Annotated in this window: 14 protein-coding genes; 6 read left to right on the top strand and 8 right to left on the bottom strand. The window is 66.3% G+C overall.

Annotation, left to right across the window (positions count from 1 at the left end; translation table 11 throughout):
- Positions 1–42 precede the first annotated feature (42 nt).
- A complete protein-coding gene (locus AC4PRM_RS08575; RefSeq protein ID WP_492039525.1) occupies positions 43–1,884 on the top strand; it encodes a DUF885 domain-containing protein in 1,842 nt (613 codons plus the stop codon).
- Here the strand turns inward: AC4PRM_RS08575 and AC4PRM_RS08570 are convergent.
- The 3 genes from AC4PRM_RS08570 to AC4PRM_RS08560 form a co-directional block, all read right to left on the bottom strand.
- On the bottom strand, positions 1,881–2,783 hold the full coding sequence (locus tag AC4PRM_RS08570; protein ID WP_492039524.1) for a LysR substrate-binding domain-containing protein: 903 nt from the start codon (positions 2,781–2,783) through the stop codon (positions 1,881–1,883). The two genes, AC4PRM_RS08575 and AC4PRM_RS08570, sit on opposite strands and share 4 nt — an antisense overlap.
- Positions 2,784–3,138: 355 nt before the next feature.
- Entirely contained in the window at positions 3,139–3,351 is a 213-nt protein-coding gene (locus tag AC4PRM_RS08565) for a hypervirulence associated TUDOR domain-containing protein (RefSeq protein WP_373258313.1), read from the bottom strand.
- Between the two features lie 55 nt (positions 3,352–3,406).
- Positions 3,407–3,565, bottom strand: coding sequence for a hypothetical protein (locus tag AC4PRM_RS08560; RefSeq protein WP_373258312.1), 159 nt, complete (start codon positions 3,563–3,565; stop codon positions 3,407–3,409).
- Between the two features lie 207 nt (positions 3,566–3,772).
- Here AC4PRM_RS08560 and AC4PRM_RS08555 point away from each other — a divergent pair, with 207 nt between their 5' ends.
- From AC4PRM_RS08555 to AC4PRM_RS08545, 3 genes are all read left to right on the top strand, one after another.
- Entirely contained in the window at positions 3,773–4,987 is a 1,215-nt protein-coding gene (locus AC4PRM_RS08555) for an NADP-dependent isocitrate dehydrogenase (RefSeq protein ID WP_373258311.1), read from the top strand.
- Positions 4,988–5,147: 160 nt separating this feature from the next.
- Positions 5,148–5,705 carry a DUF2939 domain-containing protein gene (locus AC4PRM_RS08550; RefSeq protein WP_492039523.1) on the top strand — a complete coding sequence of 186 codons (558 nt, stop codon included), beginning with the start codon at positions 5,148–5,150 and terminating at the stop codon, positions 5,703–5,705.
- A gap of 49 nt (positions 5,706–5,754) precedes the next feature.
- Positions 5,755–6,306 carry a DUF2939 domain-containing protein gene (locus AC4PRM_RS08545; protein ID WP_492039522.1) on the top strand — a complete coding sequence of 184 codons (552 nt, stop codon included), beginning with the start codon at positions 5,755–5,757 and terminating at the stop codon, positions 6,304–6,306.
- Between the two features lie 158 nt (positions 6,307–6,464).
- On the opposite strand, the gene alaS is transcribed toward AC4PRM_RS08545, so the two are convergent.
- Positions 6,465–9,110, bottom strand: coding sequence for an alanine--tRNA ligase (gene alaS / locus AC4PRM_RS08540; protein ID WP_492039521.1), 2,646 nt, complete (start codon positions 9,108–9,110; stop codon positions 6,465–6,467).
- A gap of 237 nt (positions 9,111–9,347) precedes the next feature.
- Between alaS and AC4PRM_RS08535 the strand changes: the two genes are divergently transcribed.
- On the top strand, positions 9,348–9,677 hold the full coding sequence (locus AC4PRM_RS08535) for a hypothetical protein (protein WP_487922435.1): 330 nt from the start codon (positions 9,348–9,350) through the stop codon (positions 9,675–9,677).
- A 220-nt stretch (positions 9,678–9,897) separates the two neighbouring features.
- Here AC4PRM_RS08535 and recA read toward each other — a convergent pair whose 3' ends face one another.
- On the bottom strand, positions 9,898–10,980 hold the full coding sequence (gene recA, locus AC4PRM_RS08530) for a recombinase RecA (protein ID WP_373258306.1): 1,083 nt from the start codon (positions 10,978–10,980) through the stop codon (positions 9,898–9,900).
- 224 nt (positions 10,981–11,204) lie between these two features.
- Here recA and AC4PRM_RS08525 point away from each other — a divergent pair, with 224 nt between their 5' ends.
- Positions 11,205–12,752, top strand: a complete 1,548-nt coding sequence (locus tag AC4PRM_RS08525; RefSeq protein WP_492039520.1) for a GNAT family N-acetyltransferase — start codon at positions 11,205–11,207, stop codon at positions 12,750–12,752.
- Positions 12,753–12,761: 9 nt separating this feature from the next.
- Here AC4PRM_RS08525 and AC4PRM_RS08520 read toward each other — a convergent pair whose 3' ends face one another.
- The 3 genes from AC4PRM_RS08520 to AC4PRM_RS08510 form a co-directional block, all read right to left on the bottom strand.
- Positions 12,762–13,211 carry a MaoC family dehydratase gene (locus tag AC4PRM_RS08520; RefSeq protein ID WP_492039519.1) on the bottom strand — a complete coding sequence of 150 codons (450 nt, stop codon included), beginning with the start codon at positions 13,209–13,211 and terminating at the stop codon, positions 12,762–12,764.
- 5 nt (positions 13,212–13,216) lie between these two features.
- Entirely contained in the window at positions 13,217–15,097 is a 1,881-nt protein-coding gene (locus AC4PRM_RS08515; RefSeq protein WP_492039518.1) for a M20/M25/M40 family metallo-hydrolase, read from the bottom strand.
- A 90-nt stretch (positions 15,098–15,187) separates the two neighbouring features.
- Complete coding sequence (locus AC4PRM_RS08510; RefSeq protein WP_492039517.1) at positions 15,188–16,003, bottom strand: CheR family methyltransferase; 816 nt, start codon at positions 16,001–16,003, stop codon at positions 15,188–15,190.
- Positions 16,004–16,006 lie beyond the last annotated feature (3 nt).

Genomic DNA, 16,006 nt, shown 5'->3' with positions numbered 1-16,006 from the left:
GAACGTCGTTCCTTCCGGCTCGGGAATTTTCGGGAGATCGACATGCTGAACCGCCGCCACCTTCTTGCCTTTGCCGCCGCGGGGGCCGCGCTGGCCGCATCGGGGGTGTCTACTGCCGCACCGCTTGCGCAGACCGCGTCCGACCCGGCCGAGGCGGCCAAGCTGAACGCCCTGCTGGACCGCATCTTCGCCGAAAGCCTGGCGACCTCGCCGCTGCTGGCCACCTATCTGGGCATCGACAAGGACGAGAACGCGGCGGCCAAGAGCCAGCTGGACAGCCTGAGCCCCGAAGCCCTGGCCCGAAACGAGGCCATGACGCGCAAGGCCCAGGCCGATCTGGAGGCCATCGACGCGACAAAACTTACCGGCATGGATGCCGTCAATCTGGCTACCCTGCTGTATGCGGGCGGCACCCAGGTCATGGGCTATGACCGCTATGATTTCGGCAATCGCGCCGGGGCCAATCCCTACTGGCTGCATCAGCTGGGCGGGGCGTATCGCGACGTGCCCGACTTTCTGGACACGATGCACACTATCGAGACCGCCGAAGATGCCGAGGCCTATCTGTCGCGTCTGGAGGCCATGGCCGTCCTGATGGACGAAGAGACGGCGCTGGTCACCGCCGATATCGGCAAGGGCGTTGTGCCGCCGGACTTCGTGCTGGATCGCACCCTGGTCCAGCTGCGGGCCTTCAAGGCACCGGCTGCGGCCGAGAACGGCTTGGTGGGCTCGTTGGTGCGTAGGACGGGCGAGAAGAGCCTGGCCGGAGACTGGGCGGCGCGGGCCACCGCCATCGTCTCCGACCGCATCTATCCCGCGACCGATCGCCAGATCGCCCTGCTGGAGGCCCAGCGTCCGACCGCCACCCACGACGCGGGGGTATGGCGGCTGCCCAATGCCGATGGCTACTACGCCTTCGGCATCCGCAATTATACCACCACCTCCCTGACCGGCGATCAGGTTCACGAGCTGGGCCTGACCCAGGTGGCCGAGATCACGGCCCGTGCCGACGCCATCCTGAAGGCCGAGGGACGCAGCGAGGGCACGGTCGGTGCGCGGCTGTCCGCGCTCGGCAAGGAGCCGCAGTTCGTCTACCCCAACACCGATGCGGGCAAGGCCGAGCTTCTGGAAGCTCTGAACGCCCAGACCGAGGCCATGCAGGCCCGCCTGCCGGAGATGTTCAACAACCTGCCCAAGTCCACGGTCGACATCCGCCGCGTGCCGCCGGCCATCGAGGCCGGTGCGCCCGGCGGCTACTATCAGGGGCCGTCGCTGGATGGGACGCGGCCCGGAGCCTATTACATCAACCTGCGCGACACGGCGGAATGGCCGAAGTGGACCCTGCCGACCCTGACCTATCACGAGGCCGTGCCGGGTCACCATTTCCAGATCGCCATCCAGACGGAGGCCCAAGGCATTCCCATGGTCCGCCGCATCCTGGGCTTCTCGGCCTATTCGGAGGGCTGGGGTCTGTATGCCGAGCAACTAGCCGACGAGATGGGCGTCTATGAGGGCGATCCATGGGGACAGCTGGGCTATCTGCAGTCCCTGCTGTTCCGCGCCGTGCGGCTGGTGGTCGATTCCGGCCTGCACCACAAGCGCTGGAGCCGCGAACAGGCCATCCGCTACATGGTCGACACCCTGGGCGATCAGGAATCCAGCGTAACCACCGAGGTCGAGCGCTACTGCGTCTGGCCGGGCCAGGCCTCCAGCTACAAGATCGGCCATACCGAATGGCTGCGCCTGCGCGATCAGGCCCGTGCGGCCCTGGGTAACCAGTTCGACATCAAGGGCTTCCATGACACGGCCCTGGCGTCGGGCGGCATGCCGCTGGAGGTGCTGGCCGATGTCGTGGGTCAGTGGACGGCGACGCAGCGGGCCTAGTCGAGCATCAGTGCCGCCTCGTCTCGCGCTTCCGCGACCAGCCAGTCGCGGACGCGCACGATCTTGCGCGACCGCCTGCGATCCGTCGGCCAGCACAGCCAGTAGCCGGCGGTCAGGGGCACGGTCTGCGCGAAGGGCCTGACCAGCAGGCCCGCCGCGATCTCTCGACGGAACAGGATGGGCGAGGCCAGGGCGACGCCCTGTCCGCCCATGGCCGCCGCCACCTCCAGCGCCTGATGGTCGGCCGTCAAGGTCAGGGCCGCACGCGTCGGGGCCTCGACCCCGGCGGCGACGAACCAGGCGGCCCATTCGCTGTCCAGGCCGATGCGCGGAGCCGCCAGCAGGTCAGCCGGCGCCTTCAGGTCCAGCCGATGGGCCATCGCCGGGCTGCACACCGGCGTGAAGGTGGCCGGCAGCAGCCGAACGCTCTCCAGCCCCGGCCAGTCGCCCGAGCCGGTCCGCAGCGCTACATCGAAACCTTCGCGCGTCAGATCGACAAGATGCGGGGCCGTATCCAGCCGCACGGCCAGCCCCGGATTGGCCAGCTGGAACGCACCCAGGCGCGGGGCCAGCCACTGGGTCGCCAGGGTGGCCAGGGTGGTGATCGACAGTATGCCCTCATCCGCCTCGGTCAGATCGGTCACCGCCCGGCGCAGCAGGATCATTGCCTCGGTGGCGGCACGCGACAGCCGCTCCCCGCCCTCTGTGGGAGCCACCTCTCGGGGCAGGCGGCGAAACAGGCTCTGGCCCAGCTTGGTTTCCAGGGCCTTGATCTGCCAGCTGACCGCCGCCTGGGTCATGCCCAGTTCTTCGGCCGCGCGGGTGAAGCTGCGCAAACGGGCCGCCGCCTCGAACACGCGGATGGAGGCCAGAGGAATTCCAGCGAGCGGATCGGCCATAAGGGTACCTTATGTTGACCTGCCGACTTCTGATTTGTCTGCCGCGCTTGTCAAGCCCATCTCGTGGTCATCGAAGCAACGCCAGCAAGGAGGCTGACATGGAAGAAATGCATCGCACTCATAAGGAAGCCAATTGGGGATGGATGAATGCCATCCTGCGCTGGCTGCACCAAAATGCCGAGGACCGCATCCGCATGGAGCGTCGGCTCGTAAATCGATAAGTCGTTGGGCAGGACGTCCGGGCCCTCTCTTCCGGAAGCCCCGCCGTCATCGGCCCGGGCGGGGTCATGCCCCCTCTCCGATCCCGCCCGGATTTCTTTTCATAGGTGTTTGGCAGACGAATGGACCGTGAGGCTCAGGCCTTGCGAAGCTCTGTAGGCTTGTGGGCCGCCTTGGCCCCGGTCTTCTCGCTCTGGACGACGTATTCCGGATTGTCCTTGGAGGCGGCGACCTTGTGGCCCTTGATCCGGGTGGGGCTGGTGACCTTCTTGACCACTTTGCCCTGGGTCGTGCCCTGGCTGTGGTCCCATTTCACGGTGTCGCCGGCCTTGAAGGTTTTCTCGGTCATGATCGGGTCCCTGAGCGGTGGTGTGACCCACCAACGCCAGTGGTGGTCAAAGCGTTCAGCGGGTGACCGACGCCGCCATCTTCGGCTCGACGGTTTCAGCCTCCTCGGCCAGCCGACGCTCGGCCTCGGCCAGCATCGGGCGCATCAGGTTTGCATCCAGCAGCACCGGCATTTCGAGAAAGACCGCGACCCAACGGTCGACCAGCCGCTTCATCTCTTCATCCATTGGAAGGCCCCCACGCACGTTCATGGGGGCAAAACGATGCCGTACCCCGGGCGTTCACCTTGGCCGTGGAAGGTTTTTTCGAGACGTGGTTAACGCAGCGGTGGCCTGATGGCTTTTGGTCGGGGTTTGCGCCCGCGTCCCCGACCGCTATACCGCCGCCCTGAACTCCCCATCATCAGTCAGAGGCATCCACGCATGGCCAAGATCAAGGTCGCTAACCCCATCGTCGACATCGACGGCGACGAAATGACCCGTATCATCTGGCAGATGATCAAGGACAAGCTGGTCTTCCCGTTCCTGGATCTCGAGCTGGACTATTACGACCTGGGCATGGAGCACCGCGACGCCACCGACGATCAGGTGACGATTGACGCGGCCAAGGCCATCCAGAAGCACGGCGTCGGCGTCAAATGCGCCACCATCACCCCGGACGAGGCTCGCGTTCAGGAGTTTGGCCTGAAGAAGATGTGGAAGTCGCCCAACGGCACGATCCGCAACATCCTGGGCGGCGTCGTCTTCCGCGAGCCGATCATCTGCTCGAACGTGCCGCGCCTGGTGCCCGGCTGGACCCAGCCCATCGTTGTCGGCCGTCACGCTTTCGGTGACCAGTACAAGGCGACCGACTTCCTGGTGCCTGGTCCCGGCAAGCTGACCATGAAGTGGGTCGGCGCCAATGGCGAAGAGCAGAACTATGAGGTCTTCGACTTCCCCTCGGCCGGCGTGGCCATGGGCATGTACAACCTGGATGACTCGATCACCGAGTTCGCCCGCGCCAGCTTCTCGTTCGGCCTGCAGCGCAACTATCCGGTCTATCTGTCGACCAAGAATACGATCCTGAAAGCCTATGACGGCCGCTTCAAGGACATCTTCCAGGACGTCTTCGACAAGGAGTTCGCCGCCGACTTCAAGGCCAAGGGCCTGACCTATGAGCACCGCCTGATCGACGACATGGTGGCCGCGGCCATCAAGTGGTCGGGTGGCTTCGTCTGGGCGTGCAAGAACTACGACGGCGACGTCCAGTCCGACATCGTGGCGCAAGGCTTCGGCTCGCTGGGCCTGATGACCTCGGTCCTGATGACGCCGGACGGCAAGGTGCTGGAATCCGAGGCCGCCCACGGCACCGTGACCCGCCACTATCGCCAGCATCAGAAGGGCGAGGCGACCTCGACCAACTCCATCGCCTCCATCTACGCCTGGACGCGCGGCTTTGCGCACCGGGCAAAGCTGGACGACAACGCCGAACTGGCCAGGTTCGCCGAGACCCTGGAGCGGGTCGTGGTCGAGACGGTCGAGGCCGGTCACATGACCAAGGACCTGGCCCTGCTGGTCGGCGATCAGCAAGGCTGGCTGACCACCGAAGGCTTCATCGACAAGGTCGCCGAAAACCTGACCAAGGCGATGGCGGCCTGATTTAGGGCGCTACCGCTCACCACGCGGTTTCGCGCTGCTTGAGCGCAGGACTTCATTCAACCCCGCCGGATTTGCGTCCGGCGGGGTTTGTGTTTGAACGGGTCGGACAGCGGCGCGTTGTGGTCCCGCTTCCGCCATTGGAGGCGAAGGGGGCAAGCCTTTGGGCCGACTGATCCGCAATCTTCTGCTGCTGGCCGTCATCGTGGCGGGGATCAGCTTCTTCGTGGCCCCGGTCGTGGCCTTCTACGGCATCCGGTCGGCAGCGGATGCGCGCGACGAACAGGGACTGGTGCGGCTGATCGACTTCGCCGAGGTGCGCCGCAGCCTGCGACCGCAGATGGCCGGCAACCCGGCCGTCGTGGCCCCCGCACCGTCGTTCCTGGAAAACCCGATCGAATCCATGCGCCGCCAGTTCGAGCAGGTGCGGCCCGTGGCGGCCCGTCCGAACCCGGACCTCTATCTGAGCCCTGCAGCGCTCGCGGCCTTGAGCCGGGGCGAGGGCAGGGCCGCGTCGCGTGGGGCGGTGGCGGCCGAGCCGCGCGAGCCCATGCCCCGCCTGGCCTATTGGGGCGTGAACCGCACGCGGCTGGCGGTACGGAACGAGGCAGGCGTGCAGACCATCTTCACCTTCGCGCGGACCGGTCCGTTCGAGTGGCGACTGGTGCATATCGGCTTGCCGCCAGCCGCGACTGGCTCTGCCGCTGGCGCGACGCCCTGACTTCTGGCAACCCTAGCCGTCAGGGGGCGTTTCGACGCCAGAGGGACCCATGATCAAGAAGGTAGTAACCGGCGTCATCATTGCCGGAGTCGTCGTGTTGGCCGGCCTGTGGGCTGCGTCGCCCGTGCTGGCGGGCAAGGCCATCATCCGCGCGGCCGAGCGCGGAGACGAGGCGGCGCTGGAGCGGCTGGTCGACTTCCCCGCCCTGCGCGAGAGCATGAAGGGCGAGCTGAACGACCTGCTGGTCGCCGAGATGCGCAACGATCCGCGTGTGGTCGAGAACGGCCTAGGGGGGCTGACCACCATGCTGGCCCCTATGTTCATCTCGGGCGCGGTCGATACGGTGGTCACGCCGCAGGGCGTGGCCGCCATGGTGACGACGGCGCGGGCTCCGGAGGCTGACGGAACGCCCCCGCCGGACTCTGCTGCGGATCGCAAGGAGCCCAATCTGCATAAGGCCTGGGGCTACCGCAGCCTGGACGTCTTCGCCATCACCCTGACCGACCGCGACCGACCGGAGAACAGTCTGGCCCTGCTGCTGGAGCGGCGCGGCTGGTTCACATGGCAGCTGGCGGCGGTGGATCTACGGACGGAACCTTGAACCCCTAGAGCCCGCTCATCCCGGCGAAAGCCGGGACCCAGTTCTGTCTAGCCTGACGTTGGCGTTTCAGGACTGAGGCTTAGGGCCATGGCCTGGCTACCGTTCACCCAAAGCACTGGGTCCCGGCTTTCGCCGGGATGAGCGGAGTAGGGAGAGCCTTAGCCCGCCAGTGCCGCCCGCACCGCCGCCAGACCCTCTTCGGCCCGCGACCCATCCGGAGCACCGCCCTGGGCAAAGTCGGGCTTGCCACCGGCGCCCTGACCGCCCAGTGCCAGAACGGCGGCGCGGGCCAGGTCGGCGGCGTTGACGCGATCCGTCACGTCCGAGGTCGCCGCCACCGTGATCGCGGCCTTGCCGTCGGTGACGCCGATCAGGGCGACGACGCCGGAGCCGACCTGTTTGCGGAAGTCCTCGGCTACGCCACGCAGGCCCTTGCCGTCGACGCCGTCCAGGACGCGGGCGATCAGCTTGATGCCGTTGATCTCTTCCGGCGCGGCACTGGCCGAACCGCCACCACCGAGGGCCAACTGCTTCTTCAGGTCGGCGACCTGTTTCTCCAGCGTCTTGCGTTCGGTGGTCAGGACTTCGACGCGGGCGGGGACATCCAGCGGCTGGATCTTGAAGGTCTGGGCCAGCTTGCGGGCGACCCCGGCCTGGGCTTCCAGATACTGGCGCGCGGCCTCGCCGGTCAGGGCTTCGACGCGGCGGATGCCGGCGGCGATGCCGGTCTCCGACGTGATCTTGAACAGGCCGATGTCGCCGGTGCGGGCGACGTGGGTGCCGCCGCACAGTTCGACCGAATAGGGCTTGTCGTCCGTCAGGGATTTGCCGAGCGTCAGAACCCGAACTTCGTCGCCATACTTCTCGCCGAACAGGGCGACGGCCCCGGCGGCGATGGCTTCTTCAGGCCCCATCAGCTTGGTTTCGGCGGGCAGGTTCTGGCGGATGACGGCGTTGACCTCAGCCTCGATGGCCTCGATCTGGGCCTCGGTCACCGGGGCGTTGTGGCTGAAGTCGAAACGCATGCGCTCGGCATCGACCAACTGACCCTTCTGGGCGACGTGGGGTCCGAGCACATTCTTCAGCGCCGCATGCACCAGGTGGGCCGCGGAGTGGTTGGCGCGGGTGGTCAGGCGGGCGTCCGGCGCGGCGCGAAGCTGGGCGCGGGTGCCGATGGACAGGGTGCCTGACGTCACCTCGATGGTGTGAGCATACAGGTCGCCGGTCGGCTTCAGGACGTCGAGCACGCGGGCAGTTCCGCCGTTCCATTCGATCTCGCCCTTATCGCCGGCCTGGCCCCCGCCTTCGCCGTAGAAGGGGGTCTGGTCGAACAGGACCTCGGCGGTCTGGCCGGTCTCGACGCTGTCGGCTTGCGCGCCGTCCTTGAGGATCGCCAGCACCTCGCCCGAGCCGTCGACGGCGTCGTAGCCGGTGAAGACGGTCGGCCCCAGACGGTCCTTCAGCGCCAGCCATTCGCCCGTCGAGGCGGTCTGGCACGAACCCTTCCAGTTGGCCTTGCCGCGAGTCTTCTGCTCTTCCATGGCCGCGTCGAAGGCGGCGGTGTCGACGGTGAAGCCGCGACGGCGCGCCTCGTCCTGGGTCAGGTCCAGCGGGAAACCATAGGTGTCATAGAGGGTGAAGGCCGTCTGGCCGGGGATGACCCCGCCTTCGGACAGGCCCTGCGTGGCGTCTTCCAGCAGGCCCATGCCGCGACCCAACGTGGTGCGGAAGCGGATCTCTTCCTGCTTCAGCGTGTCCTCGATGGAGGCTTGGGCGCGGGCCAGTTCGGGATAGGCCTCGCCCATCTCCGAGACCAGCGTCGGCACAAGGCGGTGCATCAGGGGATCACCGGCCCCCAGCAGGTGGGCGTGGCGCATGGCCCGGCGCATGATGCGGCGCAGGACATAGCCCCGGCCTTCGTTCGACGGGGTCACGCCGTCGGCGATCAGGAAGGACGACGACCGCAGGTGGTCTGCGATGACCCGGTGGCTGGCAGCACGGTCGCCCTCGGCCTTGGTCGAGGTGGCATCCTCGGAGGCGGCGATCAGGGTCTGGAACAGGTCGGTGTCGAAGACTGAGTTCTTGCCCTGCAGCACGGAGGTCATGCGCTCCAGGCCCATGCCGGTGTCGACCGAGGGCTTGGGAAGGTTGCGAACGATCTCGTCGTTCTCCTTCTCGAACTGCATGAAGACGTTGTTCCAAATCTCCACGAACCGGTCGCCGTCTTCGTCCGGCGAACCGGGAGGGCCGCCGGGGACATGGTCGCCATAGTCCCAGAAAATCTCGGTGCAGGGGCCGCAGGGGCCGCTGTCGCCCATGGCCCAGAAGTTGTCGGCACCGGCGATGCGGATGATCTTGTCGTCACTGAAGCCCGTGACCTTCTTCCAGATCGCGGCGGCCTCGTCGTCGTCGATGTAGACGGTGACCAGCAGGCGTTTGGGGTCGAGGCCGAAGTCCTTCGTGACCAGCTTCCACGCGCTGTCGATCGCGTGTTCCTTGAAGTAGTCGCCGAAGGAGAAGTTGCCCAGCATCTCGAAGAAGGTGAGGTGGCGGGCGGTGTAGCCGACGTTGTCCAGGTCGTTGTGCTTGCCGCCGGCGCGGACGCATTTCTGGCTGCTGGTGGCGCGCGGATAGGGCGGGGTGGCTGCGCCCGTGAAATAGTCCTTGAACGGCACCATGCCCGCATTGACGAACATCAGCGTCGGATCGTTCTGCGGCACCAGCGGCGACGAATGCACCTTGGCGTGACCGTCGGCCGCGAAATAGTCGAGGAAGGTCGAACGGATCTGTTTCAGGCTGGACATGGTGTTCGTCTGACGCGCGGAGTGGGTAGGAAGCCGCGCCTCTTACAGGGTTTTTCCCGACGGCGCACCACTTGCCCGTCCTACGCCCGTACGGCAGTGCCAGCCGGTCATCGCAGAGAACACCGAGGTCGAGCGTCAACCCTAACGAGTCTTAACGACACGGCAATGTGACTTTTGGTAGTTTCTGTTTCGCGTCCTAATCCGGTCGGGGCCATTCCGGTCTCGATGGAGGGTAAGATGCGCAGTGGAGTTCTTGGGATTGTTCTGGCCGGTCTGACGATGTCGGTTTCGCTCACCGCCGCCGCCCCGGCACCGGCGGTACAGCAGTATTATCCGGGTCCGGGCATCTATTGTTTCGGATACAACGAATGTGCGCCGATTGCCTATTCGCGTCAGGTTTTCTCGGATGCGGAACTGACGAATTTGATTGGCGAGGGCTCAGACAACTGTGTCGGGTCCGGTAGTCAAATCTATATCTCGACACCGCAGTTGCCCAGCGGGTTCGAGGTAGCCACTCCGATGTACGTCTGCAGCAGCTATGGTCCGTACCTGCCGCCCGAGTGGTAGTTCCGACAAAAAAGGCCGCCCGATCCGCGTGAGATCGGGCGGCCGCTTCGTCCGGTCTGGCCCGGCAGGGTCATGGCGGGTCACCTGGACCCGACCGGAGAAGAAGAAGTGCACTCGGAAAAAAAACGAGTGCACATAGTGCACATTTGTCAGGTCAGGCTGACATCTCGTTGGGCGCTACCGCTCGGCTCGTGGAGCCTCGCTACCTGAGCGCGGTTGATCACCCCTCCAGGTCCTGACCTTCGTCCGGCTCGGGCGTGCCCAGCAGTTCGTCGGCGATCTTGGTCGTGGAGGCGCGCACGGCCTTTTCGATCGAGTCGGCGACGTCGGGATTGGCCTTCAGGAAGTTGCGCACATTCTCGCGCCCCTGGCCGATCCGCTGGCTGTCGTAGGAGAACCAGCTGCCCGACTTCTCGACGATACCGGCCTTGACGCCCAGGTCGATGATCTCGCCCAGCTTGGAGATGCCCTCGCCGTACATGATATCGAAGATGACCTCGCGGAACGGCGGGGCGACCTTGTTCTTGACGACCTTGACGCGGGTGGTGTTGCCCACGACCTCGTCGCGGTCCTTGATCGCGCCGGTGCGGCGGATGTCGAGGCGGACCGAGGCGTAGAACTTCAGCGCATTGCCGCCCGTCGTCGTCTCGGGGCTGCCGTACATGACCCCGATCTTGTGACGGATCTGGTTGATGAACAGCACGATGCACTGCGACTTGTTGATCGAGGCGGTCAGCTTGCGCAGGGCCTGGCTCATCAGGCGGGCCTGAAGACCGGGCAGGCTGTCGCCCATTTCGCCCTCGATCTCGGCACGGGGCGTCAGGGCGGCGACCGAGTCGACCACCACGATGTCCACGGCCCCGGAGCGCACGAGGGTGTCGACGATCTCCAGCGCCTGTTCGCCCGTGTCGGGCTGCGAGACCAGCAGGTCATCCAGATTGACGCCCAGCTTCTGGGCATAGCCGGGGTCCAGCGCGTGTTCGGCATCGACGAAGGCGGCGACGCCGCCGGCCTTCTGGATTTCGGCCACCGTGTGCAGGGCCAGGGTGGTCTTGCCCGAACTTTCCGGCCCGAACACCTCGATCACCCGTCCGCGCGGCAGGCCGCCGATGCCCAGGGCCATATCCAGGCCCAGCGACCCGGTCGAGACGGAGGGAATGGCCTCGGTCACGCCGTTCTTGCCCAGCTTCATGACCGAGCCCTTGCCGAAGGCGCGATCGATCTGTGCGATCGCCGCCTCCAGAGCGCGCTGCTTGTCGCCGTCGTCCTTGCCCACCAATTTCAGATTCGCCTGTGCAGCCACTTTACCACCCTCCTTTGCCATGATTCCCGTTCGGTACCCGTAGAGGGAGAGGCCCGCCTTCGATCCTGTGATCGTGACCCACTCCCTTGTGAGACGGACTATGTGCACGGTTTGTTCCGGTTGCCAATATGTTCTTTTCCGACGCCGCTCGAGTACGACCGTTTCTGACGTATCGGTTTGTCGTTTTCTGTTGATCGAATAGTCAAGCTGGGCGTTAAGCGGCCATGACAAAATCTGCCAAGCCTGCCGTCCTGAGCATTCGCAATGCTCTGCTTGCCGACGTCGATGCGATCGCCCGCCTGGGGACCAAGGTCTACAAGGAGGGGATGTCGCTGACGCCCGGCATGCTGCGGGGGCAGATCGCGGCCTATCCGGACGGCCAGTTCGTCGTGGAGTATGAGGGCGAGATCGTCGGCTATGCGGCCGGTTTCCGCATCGATGAAGCCACCGCCATGGCTCCTCACAGCTGGAGCCAGATCACGGGCGGCGGCTATGCGGCACGGCATGATCCGGTCGGCGACTGGTTCTATGGGATGGAGGTCTGCGTCGATCCCGAGCGTCGCCGCCTGCGCATCGGCCAGCGGCTGTACGACGCCCGGCGCGACCTGTGCGAGGCCCAGAACCTGCGCGGCATCGTCTTCGGCGGGCGGATGCCAGGTCTGGCGCGGAAGAAGGCGGCCTATCCCCTGGCCCAGGACTATCTGGATGCGGTCACGGCCAGGAAGTTGAACGATCCCGTCGTCGGGTTTCACCTGCGGGCCGGGTTCGAGCCGGTCGGCGTGTTGCAGAACTATATGACGTCTGATTCCGCCTCCATGGGCCACGCGGCCCATATGGTGTGGCGCAATCCCTATTATGCCGAGACGCACGGCAAGGGCGCGGCCTTTGCGGTCAAGGAAACGGTCCGCGTCGCCACGGTCCAGCTGCAGGCGCGCAAGGTCGCCAGCTTTGACGAGTTCATCGCCAACGTCGAATATTTCGTCGATGTGACCTCTGACTATCGCTCGGATTTCGTGGTCTTTCCGGAGCTGTTCACCCTCCAGCTGCTGTCGCTGGAGAAGAAGAAGCTGACGCCCCAAGAATCGATCGAGGCCCTGACCCGCTATACGCCGCGCTTCGTCGAGGCCCTGCGCAAGCTGGCGGTCGAGTACAACATCAACATCATCGGCGGCTCCCACCCCACCCGCACCGAGGACGGCGACATCCAGAACGTCGCCTATGTCTTCCTGCGCGACGGCTCGGTGCACGAGCAGGAGAAGATCCACCCGACGCCGAACGAGCGCCACTGGTGGAACATCAAGGGCGGCGACCGGGTGCATGCCATCCCCACCGACTGCGGGCCGATCGGCGTGCTGATCTGCTACGATTCGGAGTTCCCGGAACTGGCGCGGCGACTGGTAGACGAGGGCGCACGGCTGCTGTTCGTGCCCTTCTGTACCGACAACCGTCAGGGCTATCTGCGCGTGCGCTATTGCTCGCAGGCGCGGGCTATCGAGAACCAGTGCTACGTCACCCTGTCCGGCAATGTCGGCAACCTGCCCAATGTCGAGAACATGGACATCCAGTATGCCCAGTCATGCATCCTGACCCCCTGCGACTTCCCGTTCGCGCGGGACGGGGTGGCGGCCGAAGCGTCGGAGAATGTCGAGACGGTGACCGTGGCCGACCTGGACCTGTCCGACCTGGCCTGGGCCAAGTCGCAGGGCACGGTGCGCAATCTGCGCGACCGCCGCTTCGACCTCTACAAGACGGTCTGGACCGACGGGGGCTGAGGTGCGCGCTCAGGCCGGGCGACGCCAGGCCACGATGTTCACGGTGAAGACCTGAACCGCTTCGCCATGTTGATTGCGGGTCTCGCTGCGGACAAGGAGCATGCCGCGATCGGGGCGCGACCGGGACGGTGTGATCTGCAAGACCTCGCCGTGCACGGTCAGGACATCGCCCGGACGCGTAGGGCGAGGCCAGGCCAGCTCGCCGCCAGCACCGATGACCCCGCGGGCCAGCGGAAACCCTTCGACCAGCAGTCGCATGGTCAGGGCGGCGGTATGCCAGCCACTGGCGGCAAGACCTCCGAACAGACTGTCCATTGCCGCTTCTGCGTCCAGGTGAAACGGCTGGGGATCGAACTGAAGGGCAAAGGCCTGAATGTCCTCGGCGGTCACGGTCAGCGATCCCGTGACGAAGTGGTCGCCGACAGCGATGTCCTCCAGAAAGAGCGGCTCTGTCGGCATGGCACTCAACTCGCTTTGACGACGGCTGACGGCTCGGCGATCCGCGAAACACCGGAAACCGTTCCCGCCAGAAACAGAATGGCCAGCCCCGCTGCCAGCAAGGGACGCACCCATTTCTGCTCGGGCGACAGTGGCCTGACGAACATCAGCATCAGCAGGCCCAGCAGGATCAGCACGGCAGGCAGGTCCATGCCGATGCCCAGGAAGACGGGGTGGGCCAGGGTCATCAGCCAGCCGACGCCGAGTACAGCCCCGATCGCGACAGGGATGAGGCTGGCGCGCCTTGTGAGCCCGGGATCGATGAAGGCCACGACCAGGGCGACGACGCTGGCCAGCAGGGCGGGCCACAGGAACAGGAAGGCGGTTTCGGGCGCGAGTGCCTGAGCCAGGGCGGCCAGGGCGACGACCAGACCCATGATGCCGCTCCAACCGCCCCAGACGGTGCGCACGGCCAGCCTGGGCAGCATCGACAAGACGATGGCGACGGCGGCGGCCCCCAGCACGACATAGTCCATACCGCCCAGCCCGAGGGTCATGAGAGCGGCGACGGCGATGGCTCCCGCCGTCACGCGCGGGTCCGACCGCGACCGGCCGCCCAGTATGGCAAGGGTCAGGGCCAGCACCGTCAGGGCGACCCCAGCCTCGATCCACGGAAGGCGCGCCAGCAAGGTATAGTAGGCCTCGGCGCTCTCGGCCCTGGCGGACAGCGGCCCGGCCAGCAGGCGCACGGCCTGGGTCAGGACGATGCCGGTAGCGACGAACCACACCGCCTCGATCACACCGCGCCCGCTGTCGGCCAGGGTCAGGCCCGCATGCGATCGCGCCCGCCAGACGGCAATGCCCAGCGCGCCAATCGCCAGGATCAGCAGGCTCCAGCCCCAGGCCGGATGGTGGCCGATCACCGCCCGGCCGAAGAGGTCGGCATACACACTGTCATGGGTCGAGACGGGGAGGGTCCCGGCCCGTAGCAGGGTGTCGGTCATCTCCAGCGCCTGGCTGCCGATATGCTGGACACTGCCCAGGTCCAGTGCGTCGGGCGTGGAGGCCTGGGCGTGGTACTGGTCGGGGCGGCCGATGAAGGCCAGGTTGATGCCCTGCACGCCCCGCTCGCGCGGCACGATGAAGTCGGTGCCATTGGGCATGACGCTGTAGACGAAGACGGCCAGGGCGTTGGAGGTGACGCCGCCATCGACGCGCCCGGCGATGTCGGCGAAGAGGGCGATCGTTTCGGCATTGCCGCGCCCGGTCTCGAACATCATGGCGCGCCCACCGCCGCCGCGCGCCTCCAGATTGACCACCGCACCGATGCGGTCGCGCAAGGGGTGGCCGCCCCAGAAGATGCGGGCTCCGTCGAGATTCAGCTCCTCCGCATCGGTCAGGATGACCACCAGCGTCCGCTCTGCCGGGCCGCGCGCACGGATGGCGCGGACGGATTCCAGAATGGCCGCCACGCCCGTGGTGTCGTCCGCCGCGCCGGGGCTGTCGGGCACGGTGTCATAGTGGGCCATCATGGCGACGGCGGGCAGGTCGGGGCGGCTGCCGGGCAGGACGCCGATCAGATTGGTGGCCGTCAGGGCCTGTGGCGGCAGGTTCAGGCCGGAGCGCTCCACCCGCTGAACGGCCCGGGGCGACAGGGGGCCGCGCTGGGCCGAGACCTCGAGCCCGAGAGACTGCATCCGCCGGACCAGCAGGGCCTGAACCCGCGCGTGGTCGGCCGAGCCGATCGGGTGTGGTCGCTGGGCAATATCGCGGATGTCCACCATGGCGCGCGTGGCGGAGAAGGTGTCGGTAGGGGCATCGGCCCCTCGCGGTGTCGGACTCTGCAGGGCCAGCACGGCCAGCAGCAGCGCCACGGCCAGTGATCCAATCAGTGCGATCAAGCGCATGCGCTGTTCCTCCCCCGAGATGGGCGCAGGCTAGCGGGCTATGGGATCAGCGTCACCCTTTGGGTCGCCGGAACGAGCGGTCGGGGCAGATTAAGCCGCCCGCCTCAATGCAGACGGCGCCTTGACGAACAGGCCTTTGCGACCCGCGACCGGGCGGAAGGCCACGGTATCGCCGCCCAGCTGTTCGTCGGGGCCCAGGAACAGGCAGCCGTCGTCCACCAGCCTCCGCTCCAGATTGTCCAGAATGTCCCCGCGACGCGACGGCTCGGCATCGCTCAGAACATGGCGGCAGAAGATGACGTCGAAACGGTAGTCGTCCTTGGGCGGCTCGACCAGATTGGAGCGGGCAAACTGGACCGCCGCCTTCAGCTGAGGCTTGGCGACCCAGGTATCCTCGACCTGGTCGAACCAGCGCAGCATGGTCTGAGCCTTGAGGCCGCGCTGGATTTCGAAGCCGGTATAGGTGCCGGATTTCGCCTTTTCGAGTGCGCGGCGCGACAGGTCGGTGCCGGTGACCTCGATGGCCAGTCCCTGTTCGAGTGCCGGCATGGCCAGGGACCAGGCCTCCTGACCCGTTGAACAGCCGGCGGCCCAGACGGTGACCGGATCACCGCCTCGCGCGGCTGACAGAGCCGGCAACAGCTCGCTGGCGAAGGTGTCGAAAGACGAGCGATCGCGCCGGAACCAGGTCTCGGGCGTCAGCAGAGCCTCGATGACGGCCCAGCCCAGCGATGCGACAGGCTTGGCCCACAGGGCCGCCAGCATGACCTCGACGCTCTCGAACGACTGCGCCCGCGCCACGGGCCCTAGCCGATGCTCGACAAGCTTCATCCGGTCGCGCGTCAGCCGCATCCCCGCACGCGAGGACATCAGGGCTTGCAGGCGATCGAAATCGTCCGGAGACATCAG

The sequence above is a fragment of the Brevundimonas sp. DW-iso22 genome (assembly GCF_058725425.1).
The sequence above is the reverse complement of the archived record's forward strand: the minus strand, read 5'-3'. Positions and strand labels throughout refer to the sequence as shown.

Bases quoted from the DNA above. Each gene is read 5' to 3' on its own strand.
- AC4PRM_RS08575 (WP_492039525.1), top strand. From the start codon at position 43: ATGCTGAACCGCCGCCACCTTCTTGCCTTTGCCGCCGCGGGGGCCGCG.
- AC4PRM_RS08570 (WP_492039524.1), bottom strand. From the start codon at position 2,783: ATGGCCGATCCGCTCGCTGGAATTCCTCTGGCCTCCATCCGCGTGTTC.
- AC4PRM_RS08565 (WP_373258313.1), bottom strand. From the start codon at position 3,351: ATGACCGAGAAAACCTTCAAGGCCGGCGACACCGTGAAATGGGACCAC.
- AC4PRM_RS08560 (WP_373258312.1), bottom strand. From the start codon at position 3,565: ATGAAGCGGCTGGTCGACCGTTGGGTCGCGGTCTTTCTCGAAATGCCG.
- AC4PRM_RS08555 (WP_373258311.1), top strand. From the start codon at position 3,773: ATGGCCAAGATCAAGGTCGCTAACCCCATCGTCGACATCGACGGCGAC.
- AC4PRM_RS08545 (WP_492039522.1), top strand. From the start codon at position 5,755: ATGATCAAGAAGGTAGTAACCGGCGTCATCATTGCCGGAGTCGTCGTG.
- alaS (WP_492039521.1), bottom strand. From the start codon at position 9,110: ATGTCCAGCCTGAAACAGATCCGTTCGACCTTCCTCGACTATTTCGCG.
- AC4PRM_RS08535 (WP_487922435.1), top strand. From the start codon at position 9,348: ATGCGCAGTGGAGTTCTTGGGATTGTTCTGGCCGGTCTGACGATGTCG.
- AC4PRM_RS08525 (WP_492039520.1), top strand. From the start codon at position 11,205: ATGACAAAATCTGCCAAGCCTGCCGTCCTGAGCATTCGCAATGCTCTG.
- AC4PRM_RS08520 (WP_492039519.1), bottom strand. From the start codon at position 13,211: ATGCCGACAGAGCCGCTCTTTCTGGAGGACATCGCTGTCGGCGACCAC.
- AC4PRM_RS08515 (WP_492039518.1), bottom strand. From the start codon at position 15,097: ATGCGCTTGATCGCACTGATTGGATCACTGGCCGTGGCGCTGCTGCTG.
- AC4PRM_RS08510 (WP_492039517.1), bottom strand. From the start codon at position 16,003: ATGTCTCCGGACGATTTCGATCGCCTGCAAGCCCTGATGTCCTCGCGT.